The organism is Bacillus sp. NPDC094106 (assembly GCF_044764345.1).
Taxonomy (GTDB): Bacteria; Bacillota; Bacilli; order Bacillales; family Bacillaceae_G; genus Bacillus_A.
Genome location: NZ_JBIWHY010000009.1, coordinates 18,298 through 37,661 on the forward strand (window position 1 = coordinate 18,298; position 19,364 = coordinate 37,661).

The 19,364-nt window shown below is 35.1% G+C and carries 21 protein-coding genes; 10 read left to right on the forward strand and 11 right to left on the reverse strand.

What is annotated here, in order from left to right:
* Nucleotides 1–107: 107 nt before the first annotated feature.
* Nucleotides 108–1,088 (forward strand): metal-dependent hydrolase, encoded by a 981-nt coding sequence (locus ACIQ7L_RS14675; protein WP_400570175.1) that lies wholly within the window; start codon nucleotides 108–110, stop codon nucleotides 1,086–1,088.
* Nucleotides 1,089–1,116: 28 nt separating this feature from the next.
* On the opposite strand, the gene ACIQ7L_RS14680 is transcribed toward ACIQ7L_RS14675, so the two are convergent.
* Nucleotides 1,117–1,383 carry a YfhJ family protein gene (locus ACIQ7L_RS14680; RefSeq protein ID WP_097898765.1) on the reverse strand — a complete coding sequence of 89 codons (267 nt, stop codon included), beginning with the start codon at nucleotides 1,381–1,383 and terminating at the stop codon, nucleotides 1,117–1,119.
* Between the two features lie 121 nt (nucleotides 1,384–1,504).
* Here ACIQ7L_RS14680 and ACIQ7L_RS14685 point away from each other — a divergent pair, with 121 nt between their 5' ends.
* Complete coding sequence (locus tag ACIQ7L_RS14685; RefSeq protein ID WP_002113845.1) at nucleotides 1,505–1,663, forward strand: small, acid-soluble spore protein K; 159 nt, start codon at nucleotides 1,505–1,507, stop codon at nucleotides 1,661–1,663.
* Nucleotides 1,664–1,700: 37 nt separating this feature from the next.
* Entirely contained in the window at nucleotides 1,701–1,853 is a 153-nt protein-coding gene (locus ACIQ7L_RS14690; RefSeq protein WP_097898764.1) for a YpzG family protein, read from the forward strand.
* A 64-nt stretch (nucleotides 1,854–1,917) separates the two neighbouring features.
* Here the strand turns inward: ACIQ7L_RS14690 and ACIQ7L_RS14695 are convergent, their stop codons facing one another.
* Together ACIQ7L_RS14695 and recX are read right to left on the reverse strand one after the other, a co-directional pair.
* Nucleotides 1,918–2,235, reverse strand: coding sequence for a YfhH family protein (locus tag ACIQ7L_RS14695; RefSeq protein WP_400570178.1), 318 nt, complete (start codon nucleotides 2,233–2,235; stop codon nucleotides 1,918–1,920).
* Between the two features lie 9 nt (nucleotides 2,236–2,244).
* Nucleotides 2,245–3,057, reverse strand: a complete 813-nt coding sequence (recX, locus tag ACIQ7L_RS14700; protein WP_097898763.1) for a recombination regulator RecX — start codon at nucleotides 3,055–3,057, stop codon at nucleotides 2,245–2,247.
* Between the two features lie 82 nt (nucleotides 3,058–3,139).
* On the opposite strand from recX, the gene ACIQ7L_RS14705 reads away from it, so the two are divergent.
* From ACIQ7L_RS14705 to ACIQ7L_RS14720, 4 genes are all read left to right on the forward strand, one after another.
* A complete protein-coding gene (locus ACIQ7L_RS14705) occupies nucleotides 3,140–4,048 on the forward strand; it encodes a TIGR01777 family oxidoreductase (protein WP_400570180.1) in 909 nt (302 codons plus the stop codon).
* Between the two features lie 208 nt (nucleotides 4,049–4,256).
* Nucleotides 4,257–5,378, forward strand: coding sequence for an amidohydrolase (locus ACIQ7L_RS14710; protein ID WP_400570182.1), 1,122 nt, complete (start codon nucleotides 4,257–4,259; stop codon nucleotides 5,376–5,378).
* 249 nt (nucleotides 5,379–5,627) lie between these two features.
* Complete coding sequence (locus tag ACIQ7L_RS14715; protein WP_400570184.1) at nucleotides 5,628–6,185, forward strand: GNAT family N-acetyltransferase; 558 nt, start codon at nucleotides 5,628–5,630, stop codon at nucleotides 6,183–6,185.
* A gap of 124 nt (nucleotides 6,186–6,309) precedes the next feature.
* Nucleotides 6,310–6,429 carry a YfhE family protein gene (locus ACIQ7L_RS14720; protein ID WP_097898759.1) on the forward strand — a complete coding sequence of 40 codons (120 nt, stop codon included), beginning with the start codon at nucleotides 6,310–6,312 and terminating at the stop codon, nucleotides 6,427–6,429.
* Between the two features lie 362 nt (nucleotides 6,430–6,791).
* Here ACIQ7L_RS14720 and ACIQ7L_RS14725 read toward each other — a convergent pair whose 3' ends face one another.
* The 6 genes from ACIQ7L_RS14725 to nagE all read right to left on the reverse strand — a co-directional run bounded on the left by ACIQ7L_RS14725 (nucleotide 6,792) and on the right by nagE (nucleotide 15,919).
* Complete coding sequence (locus ACIQ7L_RS14725) at nucleotides 6,792–7,958, reverse strand: diglucosyl diacylglycerol synthase (protein WP_400570186.1); 1,167 nt, start codon at nucleotides 7,956–7,958, stop codon at nucleotides 6,792–6,794.
* A gap of 415 nt (nucleotides 7,959–8,373) precedes the next feature.
* Nucleotides 8,374–9,105 (reverse strand): pyruvate formate-lyase-activating protein, encoded by a 732-nt coding sequence (gene pflA, locus ACIQ7L_RS14730; RefSeq protein WP_400570188.1) that lies wholly within the window; start codon nucleotides 9,103–9,105, stop codon nucleotides 8,374–8,376.
* 68 nt (nucleotides 9,106–9,173) lie between these two features.
* Nucleotides 9,174–11,423 (reverse strand): formate C-acetyltransferase, encoded by a 2,250-nt coding sequence (pflB, locus tag ACIQ7L_RS14735; RefSeq protein ID WP_400570189.1) that lies wholly within the window; start codon nucleotides 11,421–11,423, stop codon nucleotides 9,174–9,176.
* Nucleotides 11,424–11,816: 393 nt separating this feature from the next.
* On the reverse strand, nucleotides 11,817–12,632 hold the full coding sequence (locus ACIQ7L_RS14740) for a sugar ABC transporter ATP-binding protein (protein ID WP_400570191.1): 816 nt from the start codon (nucleotides 12,630–12,632) through the stop codon (nucleotides 11,817–11,819).
* A gap of 280 nt (nucleotides 12,633–12,912) precedes the next feature.
* Nucleotides 12,913–14,160, reverse strand: coding sequence for a serine hydrolase domain-containing protein (locus tag ACIQ7L_RS14745; RefSeq protein ID WP_400570193.1), 1,248 nt, complete (start codon nucleotides 14,158–14,160; stop codon nucleotides 12,913–12,915).
* A gap of 265 nt (nucleotides 14,161–14,425) precedes the next feature.
* Nucleotides 14,426–15,919 carry an N-acetylglucosamine-specific PTS transporter subunit IIBC gene (gene nagE, locus ACIQ7L_RS14750; RefSeq protein WP_400570195.1) on the reverse strand — a complete coding sequence of 498 codons (1,494 nt, stop codon included), beginning with the start codon at nucleotides 15,917–15,919 and terminating at the stop codon, nucleotides 14,426–14,428.
* Nucleotides 15,920–16,240: 321 nt separating this feature from the next.
* Between nagE and glsA the strand changes: the two genes are divergently transcribed.
* Entirely contained in the window at nucleotides 16,241–17,170 is a 930-nt protein-coding gene (gene glsA / locus ACIQ7L_RS14755; protein WP_400570197.1) for a glutaminase A, read from the forward strand.
* 111 nt (nucleotides 17,171–17,281) lie between these two features.
* On the forward strand, nucleotides 17,282–17,623 hold the full coding sequence (locus ACIQ7L_RS14760; protein ID WP_400570199.1) for a DUF3969 family protein: 342 nt from the start codon (nucleotides 17,282–17,284) through the stop codon (nucleotides 17,621–17,623).
* A gap of 21 nt (nucleotides 17,624–17,644) precedes the next feature.
* Here ACIQ7L_RS14760 and ACIQ7L_RS14765 read toward each other — a convergent pair whose 3' ends face one another.
* Together ACIQ7L_RS14765 and ytaF are read right to left on the reverse strand one after the other, a co-directional pair.
* The gene (locus ACIQ7L_RS14765; RefSeq protein WP_097898751.1) at nucleotides 17,645–17,803 is read right to left on the reverse strand and encodes a hypothetical protein; all 159 of its coding nucleotides are present in this window, start codon (nucleotides 17,801–17,803) and stop codon (nucleotides 17,645–17,647) included.
* A gap of 118 nt (nucleotides 17,804–17,921) precedes the next feature.
* Nucleotides 17,922–18,530 (reverse strand): sporulation membrane protein YtaF, encoded by a 609-nt coding sequence (ytaF, locus tag ACIQ7L_RS14770; protein WP_400570201.1) that lies wholly within the window; start codon nucleotides 18,528–18,530, stop codon nucleotides 17,922–17,924.
* 136 nt (nucleotides 18,531–18,666) lie between these two features.
* Here ytaF and ACIQ7L_RS14775 point away from each other — a divergent pair, with 136 nt between their 5' ends.
* The gene (locus tag ACIQ7L_RS14775; RefSeq protein WP_400570204.1) at nucleotides 18,667–19,320 is read left to right on the forward strand and encodes a helix-turn-helix domain-containing protein; all 654 of its coding nucleotides are present in this window, start codon (nucleotides 18,667–18,669) and stop codon (nucleotides 19,318–19,320) included.
* Nucleotides 19,321–19,364 lie beyond the last annotated feature (44 nt).

Consider the following 19,364-nt stretch of genomic DNA (forward strand, 5'->3'; position numbering starts at 1 on the left):
GATTTTAGGAAAAAATTTAAGTAAGATGATATAGGAAATAGAAGGCAAATGACTTGAGGTATCGAATAAAAAGAGTTACATTAATAAAAAAACGGAGGTGTGTTTTTATGGACACAGCCACTCACCTTGTTATGGGCGTCACATTAGGTAGTTTAGCAACATTAGATCCAGCCATATCTCAAAGTGATTTTGGACCACAAGCAGTTATGCTTGCAACGATTGCTGGCTCCAATATTCCTGATATAGATACTGTCTTAAAGTTGCGGAATAATGCAAAATATATACGAAATCATCGCGGGATTACCCATTCCATTCCTGCAGTTATTCTTTGGTCATTCCTTATAAGTGGAATTTCCTTTGCCTTCTTTTCAGAAGCTCCTTATCTTCACCTGCTACTCTGGTCATTTATTGCCGTCTTTCTTCATGTATTTGTTGATATTTTTAACGCTTATGGTACACAAGCATTGCGGCCTTTTACAAAAAAATGGGTGGCACTTGGTGTAATTAATACATTTGATGCTATCATTTTCTTTATCCATATACTCGCTATTGCCTGTATGCTTGTTGGCTCCGATAAAGGATATACTGCTTTAGCCGCATATATATTAATGTTTGTCTACTATATCGGTCGATTTGTAATGAGACAAAATGTCAAAAGTGTAGTGTACAAACGATTTGAAGATGTAGAGGAAGTCATTATTTCTCCTTCCTATCGCTTTTATCACTATCATTTGGCTATTGTAACAAAAAAACACTATTATGTTGCTCGTTGGCACCGCGGCCATATTATGGTACATGATAAATTTGATCGTATTCCACTCCCAGATAATAAAATTATCCGGGCTGCACAAAAAGATGAAAACATTTCTGCTTTTTTATCTTTTTCACCCGTATACCGTTGGGATATTTTTGATTACGACAACTATTATGAAGTGCGCTTTATCGATTTACGCTACCGTAGTAAAGATTATTATCCATTCGTCGCAATCGTTCAACTAGATCAAAATTTAAATATCATTAATTCTTATACAGGCTGGATTTTCAGTGAAGAAAAACTTCGAAAAAAATTGGAATTGCTTCCACATTAAGAAAAGCGACCCCCTTTGGTCGCTTTTCTTAATGTTTTAAATGATCTTCTTGATTAATTAAATGGCTATATTTAGGATTATTTGTACGAATTTCATGAAGACGTTCACCATGATTATGAATCCACTTTCTTACTACCTGCTCAGTCATTTCTTCTCCTTGATAACGACCAGATTTTGCATATGTTACTTGAAAATCCTCCCATAATAATTCAACCCATGCGCGAGCCTGAGCATAAGAAAGAAAGTTGTTTTTTGCTAATAATTCTTTTGTTAATGTTTCATAAATATCATTCATGTTATATTCTCCTTTTATTCATTTCTTCCCTTAATTTCTAAAGGATATTTTCTTCTATTTTGCACATTCTATAATTGATACTTCTTAACAAGTATCAACTTATAATGAGGGGGCGTTCTTCTTGGGTAGACAAGCCGAATTTTGGTCTGAATCAAAAAACAACAGCAAAATCGAAGGTCAACCGAAAGCAAAGTCTCGCTTTGCTTCAAAGAGACCTAACGGCACAATTAACACGCACCCGCAGGAACGTATGCGTGCTGCAAATCAGCAGGAAGAATAGTCAAAAATAATATAACTTCCTACACGAGGTGATAAAGATGAGCTACCGTGATCATTTAGATAGTCGTTCTGAATTATTTAACCCTACGTGGGCACGTCCAAAACATGCGAAGGCACAAGTAAATGGACAAACGCAACAAACCCAGTCTCTCATTATATTGGCGAACGAAATGCGAAAACGCCAAATTTAAAATCTCCTATCTCCTTTAACGCCTACCAAAGATAAAAACCAGAGAGATATTTACTCTCTGGTTTTTATTTCTCTTGTAACAGTGAAATTGGAATTCCAATTTCCTCACTATCATTTTGTTTATGTCCCCAAGCAAATACCCCGTTGAAATACGTAATTGTAAATAATACACCTGGTTCTTCAATCAGTTCATATGTTTCACCAATTTGAAATTTATTAATATCTGTCATATAAGCACGTGCCATTGCCACTTTTCTCATTAATACATCAAATTCATTTACAATACCAAGCTGCTCCGCCTTCACAGCCTGCTCTTTTAAAATACCAACTTCTTCTCTTAGCTCATGCGGTGTCATTTCACTATAGCGTTTTGGCATATTCATCATATTTCCTCATCCCTCTTCACGTTTCATTTGTAAAAACGTCTCTATTTCATCAATAGAAAACCCTTTTCGATATAGCGCTTGCTTTATCTTATTTTCATATGTCCATCCATCATGCTTTTTATACTTTTCATGGTATTTATTCCCATGATATAACAATGCCTCCAGCTGCTGTGAGTCATCCTTTTCATCTTTCAACTCTTCAAGACAAATTTGAATTACATCTCGAAAATATCCTTTACGCACAAGCATTTCTTCTAATTTTTGTTTCATTTGTAAAAAAGAATGCTTTTGATAAGACTTTTTCTTTTTCTCTACAAGTGCAAAAGCATTTTCAATTTGCTTTTCTTTCGGATACTCTTGTAAACTATGAGTAATTATTACATCTTGAACACCTTTACCAAGAAGTTCACGCCTAATCACAGTTGGTCCCTTTTGATTTACGTTACTATGAGTTCGCACGTATGAAATTGCATACTCTTTATCATTAATATGGCGATCATGTAATAATTTCGAAACAACTTCAGAGATGATGGCCTGTCCAATTTCTTTTTTTCGTAAATACTCTTCAACTTCCTGTTTTGTCCTCATTTGATAAGATAAATAGGAGATTGCTTGCAAATATGCTTTTTGCACTTCTTCATTGTACAAAATATTAGCTAACTCTACTTCATCAATTTCTAAGCCTTTTTGCAATCCGTGCTTAATTAAAACAATCTGATTTACACTAAACCCGTATTCTTCACCTTGTCCCTTATCAATATAAATATTAAATCGTTCTTTCGTTCGTTTTTGTACTTCTATTTTTGTAATGACAGCCATATTCTTCACCCCGCTACTATTTTAACATAGTTGCGGAGCAAATTTGCTTTCCATGAATAGATATAATGAGGGGGAAATTTTTTTGAAAATCGCGATTTCTGGAGGTACTGGTTTTATTGGTAAACAACTAGCTCAATTTTTAAACTTAAAAGGACATACAATTTACATTCTTACCCGGCAAACGATAGAAAACTCTCCTGATTCCAACATTCAATACTTGCAATGGACTGCTAATTCACATACGTTTCCTCTCTCCTCTGTTGACGTTGTTATCAATTTAGCAGGAGAATCTATTAATAATAGGCGCTGGACACAAAAACAAAAAGAGAACATCCTAAAAAGTCGTCTTCATACGACAAAGGGACTCATTAGACAATTACAGACATTACAAACGAAACCTCATACTTTTATTAATGCTAGTGCTATTGGGTATTATGGCACATCCATCGAAAAGACTTTTACTGAACAAGATACAGAACATGGAGATGATTTTCTAGCAAATACAGTACATTTATGGGAAAAAGAAGCCTCTCATGCTATTCCTCTCGGCATTCGAACTATCTATGCACGATTTGGAGTTGTTTTAGACGCAGAAGGAGGTGCTCTTCCTAAGATGTTACTTCCTTATCAATTATATATTGGTGGTACAATCGGTTCTGGTAAACAGTGGTTATCCTGGATTCATTTGCATGATGCTATTCGTATGATTGATTTCGCAATACAAGCAAAAGAAATAGAAGGTCCTCTTAACATTACAGCTCCAGAGCCTATAACGATGAAAGAATTCGGAAAAACACTTTCAAATGTCATCGGGCGTCCGCATTGGCTTCCTACTCCAGCATTTGTACTACATACTTTACTCGGGGAGATGAGTATACTCATCTTACAAGGCCAATATGCATTACCCCATAAAGCGCTCGATTATGGATATAAACACTCATTTCCGACATTAAGCCATGCATTACAAAATATACTATCGCATACAATGTAGTACTTCTAAAATACATTGCAACAGTCATCAGGAGCAGTTCTTCATTCCTACTGATTTCAGCCCTATCCATTCAGAATTTCACGCGCTTATTCCTTATCTGAATTTTGAAATGAGGGGGATATTATCATCCTTTAATATGGGATCAATCTTTCAAATTGTTTTTATTTTGCTCTCCAAAACAATATAAGACAATGGAAATGAGGTACCTATGAAAATACTGCTCAAACAAGCAACCGTATACCCTATTACATCTCCAAAGTTTCAAGGGGATGTATTAGTTACAGGAGACAAAATCACTGAGGTAAAACCACATATTGAGTCAACTCAAGATATGACCATTATTGATGCGAGAGCTCTTCATCTTTTACCTGGATTTATCGATGTTCATACTCATCTTGGTCTATACGATGAAGGGACCGGTTGGGCTGGAAATGATGCCAATGAAACATCTGAAGTATTAACACCACATATCCGCTCTTTAGACGGCATACACCCCTTTGATATAGCTTTTCAAGATGCAGTCCAAAGTGGCATTACAACCGTTCACGTTATGCCTGGAAGTCAAAATATTATTGGCGGTACGACATGCGTGATAAAAACAGCCGGAACTTGTATCGATCATATGATCATTCAAGAACCCGCTGGTTTGAAAATTGCCTTTGGAGAAAATCCAAAACGCATTCATAGTAATGGCACAAAGGAATCCATTACTCGCATGGGTATTATGGGCTTACTTCGTGAATCTTTCTATGAAGCACAACACTATGGAAACGATGCAGACTTTCGAATGCTTCCCATTTTAAAAGCATTACGCCGTGAAATCCCTGTACGTATCCATGCGCATCGTACAGATGATATTAGTTCCGCTCTTCGCTTTGCACAAGAATTCAATCTTGATTTACGTATTGAACATTGTACAGAAGGACACTTCATTGTTAATGAACTAAGTAAGCACAATTTAAAAATCTCTGTTGGTCCGACCCTCACACGCCGCTCAAAAATCGAACTAAAAAATAAGTCTTGGGACACTTACCATATCCTATCAAAAAAAGGAATAGAAGTTTCCATCACAACAGACCATCCCTATACGCCAATTCAATATTTAAATGTCTGTGCAGCCCTCGCTGTTCGAGAAGGATTAGACGAGAAAATTGCTTTAGAAGGAATTACCATTTTCCCTGCTCGCAACTTGCGTTTAGAAAATAGAATTGGGAGCATTGAAGTTGGAAAAGACGCCGATCTTGTTCTATGGACTCACCATCCATTCCATTATTTAGCCAAACCTGTACTCACTATGATTAACGGAAAAATAATTTACAAAAAAAAATAAAAAACTAGTTTATTTTTTTGATTAGATAAAGTATTATACGATTATAAACTGAATGAAACCATAATCAATTTGTGTCGTGATTATTCATTTCAAATTGATGAATGGGGAAGGCAAATGGTGCGCCACCAGCGTTATAGACTGGTTCTAGTGGGTTCGATTCCCACCCCGAAATTTTTTAAAGATTGATATAAAAATTTCGAGGGTGGGGTGTTTTTTCGTCATGCTACCCTCGTGTGAGGAGGAGTTAGTATGTTAAAGAAACGCGACTTACACGACAGCCACGTTCTATACGATTTAATGGTGGATCCTGCTGTCTTCCCTTTTGTGCGTCAAAAGGCTTATTCATATGAAGAATTTTTATTTTTAACAAAGCAAACAATTGAAGCTGAAGAGCGCGGTGAATTGATTTCACGTACAATTTTAGATGAATGGGGAAACCCTATCGGTACGATTACTTTATTTGATGTGCAAGAAAAAGCTGGATTTCTTGGTACATGGCTTGGTAAACCTTATCATGGTCAAGGATATAATAAATTAGCAAAGGATGCTTTTTTCAGCGAACTTTTCTATGAATTAGACATTGAAACAATCTTTATGCGCATTCGTAAAGTCAATATTCGTTCTATTAAAGCAGCCGAAAAGCTTCAATATGTAAACATAGCCAACGAAACAAGAAAGGCTGTTTACGATCAAATTAATGCACACGAAGAAGTATATAATTTATATGAAATTTCGAAAGACCAATATACACTTGCTACAATGCGCGACAATACATTCCAAGATACGCATCATTTAAAAGAAGCTTAAAGTGAAACTTTAAGCAGTCCTCACCAATCGGACTTTTACGAGCAGTAATACTAGTTTATTATGTATATCACCTACTACCATTGGAAACGATAGATAGTGACTTTATGATGCGAGGTGAATGGTAATGGATAAAAAGAAACGTGAAAAATTGAGAAATACATTATCTGGTACACAAGAAGTTCTCTATCAAAGAGAATTTAAAAAAGCAGACCGTGCAGCTGGTTATCGTCCAAAAGGCGTATAATGATATGAAAAGATCTCTTCTCAAGGAGGGATCTTTTTCTGTGGAAAACTTTATCCACAGAATTAATGGAATTGTGTATAAATTCAACCATTATTGAGGATAATCATGTATTTAATCACATATAGAGTGTTTTGTTTGTGGATATTTTTTCTAAAAAATGTGGATTGTGTGGATATCATTGTTAATATTCTGATTTTAACCTCTATTGAAAGCGGATTCTCTTGTGGATAAAATGCGGGATTTTCAACTATTATCACCTACTCTCTCCTACTGAAAAGATAGAAAATTTATTATCAATATAAAGTGAAACCTTAATGAAATAACAAAAAACCCTCCTTCAAAGCAGAAAAGAGGGTTTCATCTTACGTAAAAGATTGGGCAAGAACTGTTGATTTAATTGGTATATGACTAGGTTGTACATGATTTTCTTCTAAAATGATATCCACAATGTGACAGGCTGGTTCTGGACGATAAATACTTTTCATTGCTTCTTTCATTTGTAAAAGTTTCATGTCATCCTGTAATAGAGCTTCCGTTTTCACAAAAATTTCAGCATCTTCACGAATTACAATCGCAGCTCCTTTTTTTTCAAAATACAGTGCATTTTCATTTTCTTGTCCTGGTACAGGTTTGTATAAAATGACAGGTACTTGTAAAGCTGCTGCTTCACTTAATGTGATGCCTCCTGGCTTGGTAATCATACAAGAAGTAACACGGAATAACTCATCAATATTTTCTACATAACCAAATACTTTTAGCGCCTCAGGATTCTGCTTCTGTAGTCCTAACAATTCCTGTTTTAAAGTATCATTTTTTCCGCAGACAACAGCTACTTGCAGGTTAGGAACTGACATAAATGATTGGCATAATTCCTTTACATTTCCTAATACACCGTGCGCCCCTGCTACAATAAGTAAAATCTTTTTCTCTCGAGATAACTGATATTTATTATATATAATTTCTGGATTCATAGTTAACTCGAAATTGCTACGAATTGGAATCCCTGTTTCTACAATTTGTTCTGAAGGCACACCGATTTCAACCATTACTTTTTTCACATGATCTGTTGCGACAAAATAACGATCTACTTCACGATGAATCCATATTTTATGCAAACAGAAATCTGTTAGCACATTATACACAGGAATTGAAAAACCCGTTTGTTTTTTCAATTCTGGTACGGCAATAATCGGAAATGTATTAATAACAATATCTGGTTTTTCCGCATGTAAGAGTGCTTTTAAACGTTTTCTTCCAAAGTTTGCGTACCACGATGCGATCTTCTTATCATAAATTTTTTCTACACCGTAATAAAACAAACGATATAACTCTTTACCTATTGTATAACTTTTTAAATATAAATATTTTGTAATATCCGTTATAACCGGATGCGACTCTCCAAATAGATCACACACGATCACATCTTCGATTCCTTTTTGACGAAATGTTTGTTCTAATGTTTTTGCTACTTGCGCATGACCGTTCCCGTAATGTGCAGTTAATATTAAAACCTTGGGGTTTTTTATCAAACAAATCCACTCCTAGCTTTTTCGCTTCTCCATATTGCATATACGACAATAGGAAAAACATTTTCCTTAAAAAAATTACATATTTGGATTCCAACACTTTCATGTTAGCTATGTACCTGTCGTGGATATGCAAAGCATATAAGATTGACCCCTTAATCCTATCTGTGCTCATATCTTTACATTATACTTTCCTATAAGAGCTTTCGCAATAACTTACCAGTATTCTATATTCCATAATACTCATCCTAATACTTCTTAATTCTTTTTACTATTTAAATTTCCCTTTACAATTATGCAAATTTATTCGCTTATTTCTTTACAAAAATATGGATATTCTACTTTTAGTATACTCTTTTCTTTGCATATACTCTAGGTTTTATTAAAGTAAAACAAAAAGTCTAATCCAATAGTTGGATTAGACTGCTTGTAAAATACGCTTTGCATTTTGAACATTTTTTTCTGTCGGAGGCTCTACTCCCTCAAGTGGATACTTATGTCCAAGTGCTTCCCACTTATATACACCAAGTTTATGATATGGTAAGACTTCTACTTTCTTTACATTAGATAGACTTTGAATAAAGCTAGATAGTCGCTGTAAATCCTCTTCATTGTCGGTAACACCAGGAACTAATACGTGTCTTACCCATATAGGTTTCTTTTTATCCGATAAATAACGAGCGAATTGTAAAATATGTTCGTTTGGTTTACCAGTTAATTTACGATGCTTTTTGGAGTCAATATGTTTTAAATCTAATAAAACTAGATCTGTGTAGTCCATTAAAATATCTAATTTCTTTTGAAATTCTGGTTCCTCAGAATAACATCCTCCGGAAGAATCGATTGTCGTATGAATTCCCGCTTCTTTACACTTTTTAAATAACTCGGTCAAAAAGTCTAACTGTAGTAACGGCTCTCCACCACTCACTGTAATGCCGCCTCCTGAAGCCTCAATAAAGGGAAGGTAACATGTAACATCCTGCATCACTTCTTCAACTGTTATTTCTTTTCCTTTACCAATCTCCCATGTATCAGCATTATGACAATATTGACAACGTAATAAACACCCCTGTGTAAATATGACATAACGAATTCCTGGGCCATCAACAGTACCACAAGACTCTACAGAATGAATTCTTCCTTTTACCATGTTACTTCCTCCTTTATTGAAACAGCTTCCCCCTGCTTCTTATTAACAACAGGGGGAAACTTTTTTACTTACATGCTTTCATGCATTGTACGGTTAATTACATCAATTTGTTGCTCACGAGTTAATTTAATAAAGTTAACAGCGTAACCAGATACACGAATTGTTAATTGTGGATATTTTTCAGGATGTTCCATTGCATCCATTAATGTTTCACGGTTAAATACGTTAATATTTAAGTGATGTCCTTCTTTTACTGCATATCCATCAAGCATAGATACTAAGTTGCGAACTTGTACATCATCTTCTTTACCAAGTGCTTTTGGAATAATTGAGAATGTATTAGAAATACCATCTTGTGCATCTTCATATGGTAATTTCGCAACAGATAATAATGATGCTAGTGCACCTTTTGTATCACGACCGTGCATTGGGTTTGCACCTGGTGCAAATGGTTCTCCAGTACGACGACCATCTGGAGTATTACCAGTTTTCTTACCGTATACAACGTTAGATGTAATTGTTAAGATTGACATTGTATGAACAGAATTACGGTATGTTTTATGTTTACGAAGTTTGTTCATAAATGTTTTTACAAGATTGACTGCAATTTCATCTACACGATCATCATTGTTACCGTATTTAGGGAAATCCCCTTCAATTTCAAAGTCAACTGCGATACCATTTTCATCACGGATTGGTTTTACTTTCGCATATTTAATTGCACTTAAAGAGTCAGCTACTACAGATAATCCAGCAATACCTGTTGCCATTGTACGAAGAACCTCTGTATCATGAAGTGCCATTTCAATGCGTTCATAGCTATATTTATCGTGCATATAATGGATGACATTTAGTGTATTTAAATATAAACCTGCTAGCCATTCCATTGTCACATCGAATTTACGCATTACTTCTTCATAATCTAATACTTCAGCAGTAATTGGTGCATATTCAGGTGCAATTTGTTCTTTTGATTTTTCATCTTTACCGCCATTAATTGCATATAATAGTGTCTTAGCTAAGTTTGCACGAGCTCCGAAGAACTGCATTTGCTTACCAATTCTCATTGCAGATACACAACAAGCAATACCGTAATCATCACCATACTCTGGGCGCATAATGTCATCATTTTCATATTGAATTGCAGATGTTTTAATAGACATTTTCGCACAGTAGTTTTTAAAGCCCTGTGGTAATTGTTTAGACCAAAGAACTGTTAAGTTTGGTTCTGGAGCTGGTCCTAAGTTATCTAATGTGTGCAAGAAACGGAATGAGTTTTTCGTTACTAACGGACGGCCATCAAGTGCAATACCACCGATAGATTCTGTTACCCAAGTTGGATCACCAGAGAATAATTCATTATAATCAGGTGTTCTTGCAAATTTCACAAGACGTAATTTCATAATGAAGTGATCAACAATTTCTTGTGCTTCTTCTTCTGTTAATGTACCGTTTACTAAATCTCTTTCAATAAAGATATCTAAGAAAGTAGACGTACGGCCAAGACTCATTGCTGCACCGTTTTGTTCTTTAATTGCTGCAAGATAAGCAAAATATAACCATTGGAATGCTTCTTGTGCATTTGTTGCTGGCTTAGAAATATCAAAACCGTGAGAAGCTGCCATTTGTTTTAATTCTTGAAGGGCACGAATTTGCTCAGATAATTCTTCGCGTAAACGCATTGTATCTTCGCTCATTACACCGCCAGTTAAATTCAAATCTTCTTTTTTCGCTTCGATTAAACGATCTATACCGTATAATGCTACGCGGCGATAGTCACCAATAATACGACCACGTCCGTATGCATCTGGAAGACCTGTAATAACGCCTGATTTACGAGCTGCTCTCATTTCTGGAGTATAAGCATCGAATACACCTTGGTTATGCGTTTTACGCCAGTCTCTGAAAATACGGCTTAATTCTTTGTCCATTTCATATCCGTAAGATTCACAAGCTTGCTCTGCCATACGAATACCACCGTATGGTTGTAATGAACGCTTAAATGGCTTGTCAGTTTGGACACCGACTACTTTTTCAATATCTTTATTTAAATATCCTGGGTCATGTGATGTAATAGAAGAAACAATTTTCGTATCCATGTCAAGGACTCCGCCATTGTTACGTTCTTGTGTTGTTAAATCCATTACTTGATCCCAAAGTTGTTTCGTCGCTTCTGTTGCTCCCGCTAAGAAGGATTCATTACCTTCGTATACGTTTACATTATTTAAAATGAAGTTGCGGACATCAATCTCTGCTTTCCACTTTTCACCTTTAAAGTTTTCCCATGCATTTTTTACATTTTCTAATACTTCAGTCATCCTAATCTCCTCCATTTTTGATTAGTACAGGACTAAGATTTTTTATATAACAGCTTACACATTTAGAATACTACTTTTTTTGAAAAGTGGACGAAATAGTTGTGACACATTTGTGAAATATTGAGCAAACCAATATAGACATAGTGTTAACTACACTTAAAACTCTTTTAAATTCACTCTTTCCTTAATTGTATTTTTTTGGTATCCTTATAAACGAATCCTATTCTGTAGTATAAGAGTCATACCCATTGTAAACTGTAATACCCTTACCTCCTATTCTGTTACATTATTTTGGTAACAGAATAGACAGAAGTGTACCTGTTTGGTACACTTCTGCTCTTCCTATTTATACAAAACCATACAGATAACACAAAATAGCATTTGACATGTTTTTTAATTTTTAAAAGCTATAATTGCAGCTACAGCATAATATACCTTTGGTTGTAATTCTGCTTGTTCCGCTACAGATACTGTAACAAGTGATCCCCCACTTGCAGAGAAATATTGAACCGCTTCTAATGGAATCCCATCCTCTTTCACATCAATATAAGTTCCATCTCTCCAATTTCCCTTCTGCAATGTCGCCGATAAATCTCCTGTGATTCTTTCAATTTCCTCCCCATTTGCTGATAAAAAACACCATTGCCATTTCGTAAAACTTAACAATTGATTCAATTCGCCAATCTTTTCTCCTGTTACGTTATAAAATGAATATGAATTCCTTACGCCTCTTTTCTTCTTAACTACTAGCAACTCTTCTTCAAATTCATTACATAAATAAAACTGTTGCTCATATATTCCATTGACGAGGAACGACAGAATACATTTCCATATCTTTTGAATCTGGGAATCATACCTTTCTTTGATCGTCCCTATTGTATTTCCGTCTAATCCAAAATATGTAATCGTCTTGAATATACCTGCTTCCTTGCGAACAACAAATCTTCGCTGCTCCAACAATAGGGATATCCCTTTATCTTGAGTTATCCTTTCTATCCCTTTCGCTCTGCTTCTTTCTATCAAACTATAAATCAGTAACATACATGCCGGTAACACAACACTGATTAGTTTTAGATTATCCTTTTCCAAACTAAAAAGTGTTCCTTTCCAATACTCCACTACAAATCCAATCGCAATAATAACCCATACAATAATAGCTACAAATAATATTCGTCTCGCATTACGTGCATGATGTTTCTGAATGCTCATAACGGCCCCCTTTTCCATTTTTTTCATTATATACATCCATTTTAATTTTTCGACATCTAACTCCCTGCTATGCAGAATAAAAAGTAACCTCCACTCGTTTACTCTTTCTGTTTTTACTTCGCATGTGGCAGAAAAAGGCCCTAACCGCTTCTATGCACGGTCAGATGCTCTCTCCCACCTAAAAAGAGGGGTTTTATGTCGGTTTTTTAATTGATGTATATATAGATACACTATCCCTCAAATTACCCCTAAAAAAAAGACCATCTCAAAAGATAGTCTCTCACACTTCAATATGCTGTAGCATTGTATAAATGTCATTATTAACCTTACCAAATGATTTAATATTGTTTTGAATGTTAGATAGTAAAACAACATATACACTTCCATTTTTACTAAATCCATTCAAGCAATTCCAACCAGGCATTACACCATGATTAGAATAACTTCCTGGATTCACATACCAACCAAATCCATAATCTTTCTTGAAGGCTGTAAACATTTGATCATAGCTCTCTTTTGAAATGAGTTTTCCAGAAAATAGAGCCTCGTTAAATAAATATAAATCATTTGCGCTCGTATATATATCCCCACACCCATAGAGTTGCGACATACTTGGAATAGCGGGCGTTGTCATATTATTATTTACGATTTTATAACCAGTAGAAGGATATTTTGTTTGCTCTAATGCCCTTCCAAAACCTGAATGTTTCATACCAATGGCATCAAAAATGTGCTGTTTAATATATTCTTCTAATGGTTGTCCGCTCACTTTCTCAACAATATACGCAAGTATGGAATAGTTAGAATCTGAATACTTCCATTTCTCCCCTGGATTCGCTAAACGTTTTTGTTGTCCAATTCTCTTTAACAATTCCTCATGAGAAATATCGTCCGCCCCAGCTTCATATTCCGGAATTCCTGATGTATGAGTTAGTAGATGCACTAACTTAATTCCATCACCTTGCGGAAAATCTGGAATATATTTCGCTACTGTATCCTCTGTTTGAAGTTTATTTTGATCTTTTAACTGCATAATCGCAGTTGCTACAAACGCCTTTGAAATGGAGCCAATATAAAATGTTGTTTCTGAATTATTTGGTGTTTTTTTCTCCTGATTTGCCAATCCATACCCTTTATTCAAAAGTACTTTACCATTTTTCACAACAACCGCGGTTCCACTAAAATCTTTACTTTGCAAATACTGATCTAACTCAGCATTTTCGTTAATTTCTTGTGGTGGACCTTCAGCAGGTTGTTCTGCTACTTTCGTTTGTTGCGCTTGTTTCTGGTGCTGTTCTACTTGTTGCTCTGGTTTCTTAACCTCTTCTTTCTTTTTCACTTCTTTTGTTTCTTTTGTTTCTTTTGCTTCTTTTGCTGCTTTTAACGTATTCTCTTTTTTATTATGTGACATAATCTTTGTATATCCGAAATACACAAGCGAAAACAACAGAATGAGAATAGCCGTTCTTTTTATGTATACAATTGGTCTACGAGCTTTGTTACTAGTATTATCCTTTTCTTGTTCCATAGTTACTTTTTTCCCCTTATTTATCAATAATTTAATCAAAATATGAAAGATACACTCCACAATCTTTTCCTAACTAATGGAAATTTTGTTTTATACCCTACTTACTGTATCATGCGATGAACCTATTACCAACCAATATGTACAAAAAAGAAAAAGAAAATTTTCGAAAGTGAGATCCCCTGTAAAAAGTTTATTAAAAAAAGAGGATATCCCCTAAAAGATTAAGTTTTATCAATCTTTTTTGGATATCCTCTTATCTAATTATTTATACGTGTTTTTTCATATCATCAGCAACTGATTCAACGTTTGTACCTACGATAACCTGTACACTTGTGTTACTTAATTTCATAACACCTTTTGCACCGGCACGTTTTAAAGCTGGTTCATTTACTAAGTTCGCATCTTTTACTTGTAGACGTAGACGAGTTGCACAGTTATCAATAACTGTTAAGTTGTCTTTTCCGCCTAATGCTGCTACGTATGCTTCACCAATAGAACCTGCAACTGGTGCTTCACCTTCTTCTTCTATTTCTTCATCATCTTCACGACCTGGAGTTTTTAAGTTAAATTTCTTAATTAAGAAGTAGAATACTACAAAGTAAATTGCTGCATAAATGAAGCCAATTCCCGCTAATAATAACGGTTTTGTTGCAATACCTAAGTTTAAGAAGTAATCAATTGCACCTGCACTAAATGAGAAACCATCATGAATGCCAAGTGTTGTTGTTACAAATAATGAAATACCTGTTAATACAGCGTGAATACCATATAATACTGGAGATAAGAACATGAATGAGAATTCAATTGGTTCTGTAATACCAGTTAAGAATGATGTTAATGCAAGACCTGCTAACATCCCTGTAACCATTTTACGTTTTTCAGGTTTAGCAGCTGCAATCATTGCGAAACATGCTGCTGGTAAACCGAACATCATGATTGGGAAGAAACCAGTCATAAACATACCCGCTGTTGGGTCTTGCGCAAAGAAACGAGCAATATCACCATGAACAATATCGCCTGCTGCATTTGTAAAGTCACCTAGTACAAACCAGAAATATGTGTTCATTACATGGTGTAAACCAATTGGAATTAATAGACGGTTTAATAAACCAAATATACCAGCACCAATTGCACCTAAGTTTACAATACCGTGTGCTACTGCATCGATACCACTTTGAATTGTTGGCCAAATTTGACCGAATACTAATCCTAAAAGAAGCATGACAACAGAAGTAATAATTGGTACAAAACGTTTTCCTGCAAAGAATCCTAACCATTCTGGCAATTTAATTTTATGGAATTTGTTATATAATAATCCGGCAACAACCCCAGCAATAATACCGCCAAGTATAGCCATATTTATCTTCGGTGTTAAAGCCGCTGCTTTTGAAACTTTTGTCATTGTATCTGCTAACTTACTTGGATCAACTGAACCTAATAGGTCTTGAACACTTTTTAATTTATCATTTAATTCTGCTGTTGAATAACCAACACTTAAAGTATTCGTTGTATTCTTCATAACTAGATAACCAATCGCACCTGCAAGACCTGCGGCACCACTACCATCAACAGATAAACCGATTGCAACACCAATTGCAAAAATAAGTGCTAAGTTATCAAAAATTGCTGCACCGGCCTGTGCCATAACAGGAATATCAAACACGTCTGGCTGTCCTAAACGAAGCAATAGTCCTGCTGCTGGTAGCACTGCGATTGGAAGCATTAACGCTTTACCAATACGTTGTAAAAACTGCAACATTGTAATTCCCCCTATTCAATTTATGAAATCGTTACCATTATAAATATATTTTAGAAAACGCTTTCTATTCCAAATTCATAATAACATATAGTTGTATAGATGTGTAGTTTTTATTTTTGGACTTTTCATGGATATCTTCTCTATTTCCAAACTGTTATACAAAAGGAAAATTCTCCTTACCAATAGCGAATATATTGAAAAAAAGGGAACGTAACATATAGAAGTTTCATTTTATCATTCCACTTTTTCATGTTATTATTTATTTCCGGATGTACATGGGAACAGTAAACTTAGTTAATTAGAAATAGGAGCGTTGGTACTATGCAGTGTGTTGAAACAAACAACTTACAACAGTTGTTAGAACAAGTGAAACCGTATACAAAAAAGGGGAAACTTGCTACTTATATCCCCGAACTAGGAAATGCAAATCCAGATGATTTAGGAATTGCTATTTATCATAAAGAGACAGAATATGTCCATGCTGGTAACTCACAAACCCTTTTTACTCTTCAAAGTATTTCAAAAGTAATTACACTTGCTCTTGCCCTTTTAGATCGTGGCGAAGACTATGTATTCTCTAAAGTTGGAATGGAACCAACTGGTGATCCATTTAATTCAATTATTAAGTTAGAAACTACTAGTCCTTCTAAACCTCTTAATCCAATGATTAACGCTGGTGCGTTAGCTATTACAAGCATGCTTACAGGGAATAGTAATGAAGAGAAAATGGAACGGATTCTTCAATTTGTACGTGAAATAACAGATAACCCTTCCATTAACTATTCTTCAAAGGTTGCGATTTCTGAATTAGAAACAGCTTATTTAAATCGTTCGCTTTGCTACTATATGAAACAAAATGGCATCATCGATAGTGATGTTGAGGAACTAATGGATTTATACACACGTCAATGTGCAATCGAAGTAAACTGCATTGATTTGGCACGCATCGGTTTAATTTTTGCAATGGATGGCTATGATCCATATAAGAAAAAGCAAATTATCCCGAAACACATTACGAAAATTTGTAAAACATTCATGGTAACTTGCGGCATGTACAACGAGTCTGGAGAATTTGCGATTCGTGTTGGAATCCCTGCAAAAAGTGGTGTAGCTGGTGGGATTTTCGGGTGCGTAAAAGGAGAAATGGGAATCGGAATTTTCGGACCCGCTCTAGATGCAAACGGAAATAGTATTGCTGGTTTTAAAATATTAGAACTACTATCCGCTCAAGAAGGCTGGAGTATTTTTTAAACAGAAAGTTATCCTGCTCTATTTTAACAGGATAACTTTTTTATTATGCATATTTACGCTCCTCTCGAATAATATAGTACAACCTAGCGCTATACGGTGGAGGTGTTAAAGATGAAACTAATATTCCAAATGGCAAAGCAGCCTGTTCTTGAAAAAACAATCCTTCTTTTTATACTGAGTATTGTAGAAGGCTTGAAGCTAAAAGTTGTTTCGCTCGATGAGGCACATCGATACATATTTAATTTAGAGGTGTTAGAATTATTAATGGACCGGAATATTGAGGATCAAGTATTAGAACTCATTCATTTCGGAATGGGCCTTGAGGATATTCTCCATGTACTCCCGGAAGAGCTTGAACAAAGTATTGAGGAATTAAAATGGCGATGCATTCAAGTTTTAGGTGAATATGGTATGTATGAAGAATCACAGCATTTAATTGAAGATATACGTTAAAAAAGCACCTGGATAGGTGCTTTAATGTTTCTTTAAGCTATTTTTATACGTTTCAATATTAACAGGTAATTCTTCCTCTTCTAGTGTATGCTCATTTACATCTTTATGAACATATGCTCCTTTAGGTGGCTGATGATCATGACCCTTTTTCTTATGATCAAATGCTTTACCACGTCCCATATTCATCCCCCTTTCCATAAAAGAAATCAATGTTAGTATGAATAAAAGCTCGTCGATATATGCAATACTTTGTTGTATTTCCAAGGAAATACCCGAATATTGTTGTTCAACACTCTCATTACATCAACTGGTCGATTCCAATAAGAATCAGTAAAATACCAGCAATAATTGTTGCCCATTCCCCTAAGTATTCCGCTAAAAATCTTTTCCCTATATAGGAAAAACCACTAACACAAATAAAACTAAATACACCTGAGACAATTGCAGTCCACCAAAGGTTTAAATTAGTTATCCCTGCATCAAATCCCCCTGCAATATTATTAATTGATAATGCAACCCCTAGTATAAGTGCTTCAGAAAAACTGATTGTTTTAGAACCATCAAAATCAGCATTTTCTGGATTACGTAATATTCTTATAAACATATTGGCATTTTTCTCTGGTGCTTCTTCCTTGCTAAGTAGTGGCTGACATAAAATAAATCCCCCAATGATGCCAAGTACAATTGCCCCAATTAAATTTGCCATAAAATCTGAAATAAACAATGATATCCAATTGCCAAAAAAACCAGCTAATAAAGTAAAAAGAAAACCAAAAAGGGCAATAATAAAACTATTAACCCAAGAAATTTGAATTTTACGAATTCCATACGCAATACCTACACCTGCATTATCTAAATTAGAAGCAATCCCAATTAGAAAAATGGAAAATAAGCCTGCTGTACTCATCAACATTCTCTCCTTCTTTTGGCTTTTCCATGCATCTTATGAAAATGTTGAGCAACTGTGCCTGTCAACTTCATATACTTGTAATAAACGCTCAACATTTTTTCAACACTTTTAAAAGAGAAGGAGTGCCTAAACCATGCCCACTCAAAATCCAAATGACCAGCTTGGTACGTTAATAAAAAAATTGTTAAAAGAGCGTGCCTTATCTATGCGTCAATTGGGAACACTGACAAACATTGATCCTTCAACAATTTCACGGATTATAAATGGTAAGCAACAAGCAAAGCAAAAACACCTTCAAAAGTTTGCAGAATTTCTGCAAGTTCCACCGCAATTGTTATATGATGCGATGTACTCTGATTCTCCTCACACAAAAAGAGAAAAAACAGATATGTACACATCACTCGACGCAATTCAACATACATTACAATCATCTAACCTATTCGATTACGACTACACAACAACTCGTGTAAAACAGGAACTTGAAAGTTATGAGCGGTATGCTCAAACAACAGAAGGACAAAAACGTATTCATGAAAGTTTCTCAACAAAGCTAGAGCAAATTGACAGCACAGGACCTTTCATTGAGCAATTAACAGATATGTATCATCAATTTTGCAAAGAATCTACTCCCCTTCAAGAACGCGCTATCATTGGGAGTGCCTTATTGTATTTCGTTTTATCAACAGATATTATCCCAGATTATATATTTCCAATTGGCTATTTAGATGATGCTATCGCAGTGGAGTTAGCAAAAGAGAAGTTGGTTGAAATGAGAAAAAAAACGTAGAGGACTTCTTAGAAAACATACGGAACTATTTCGGAAGCTTAGCT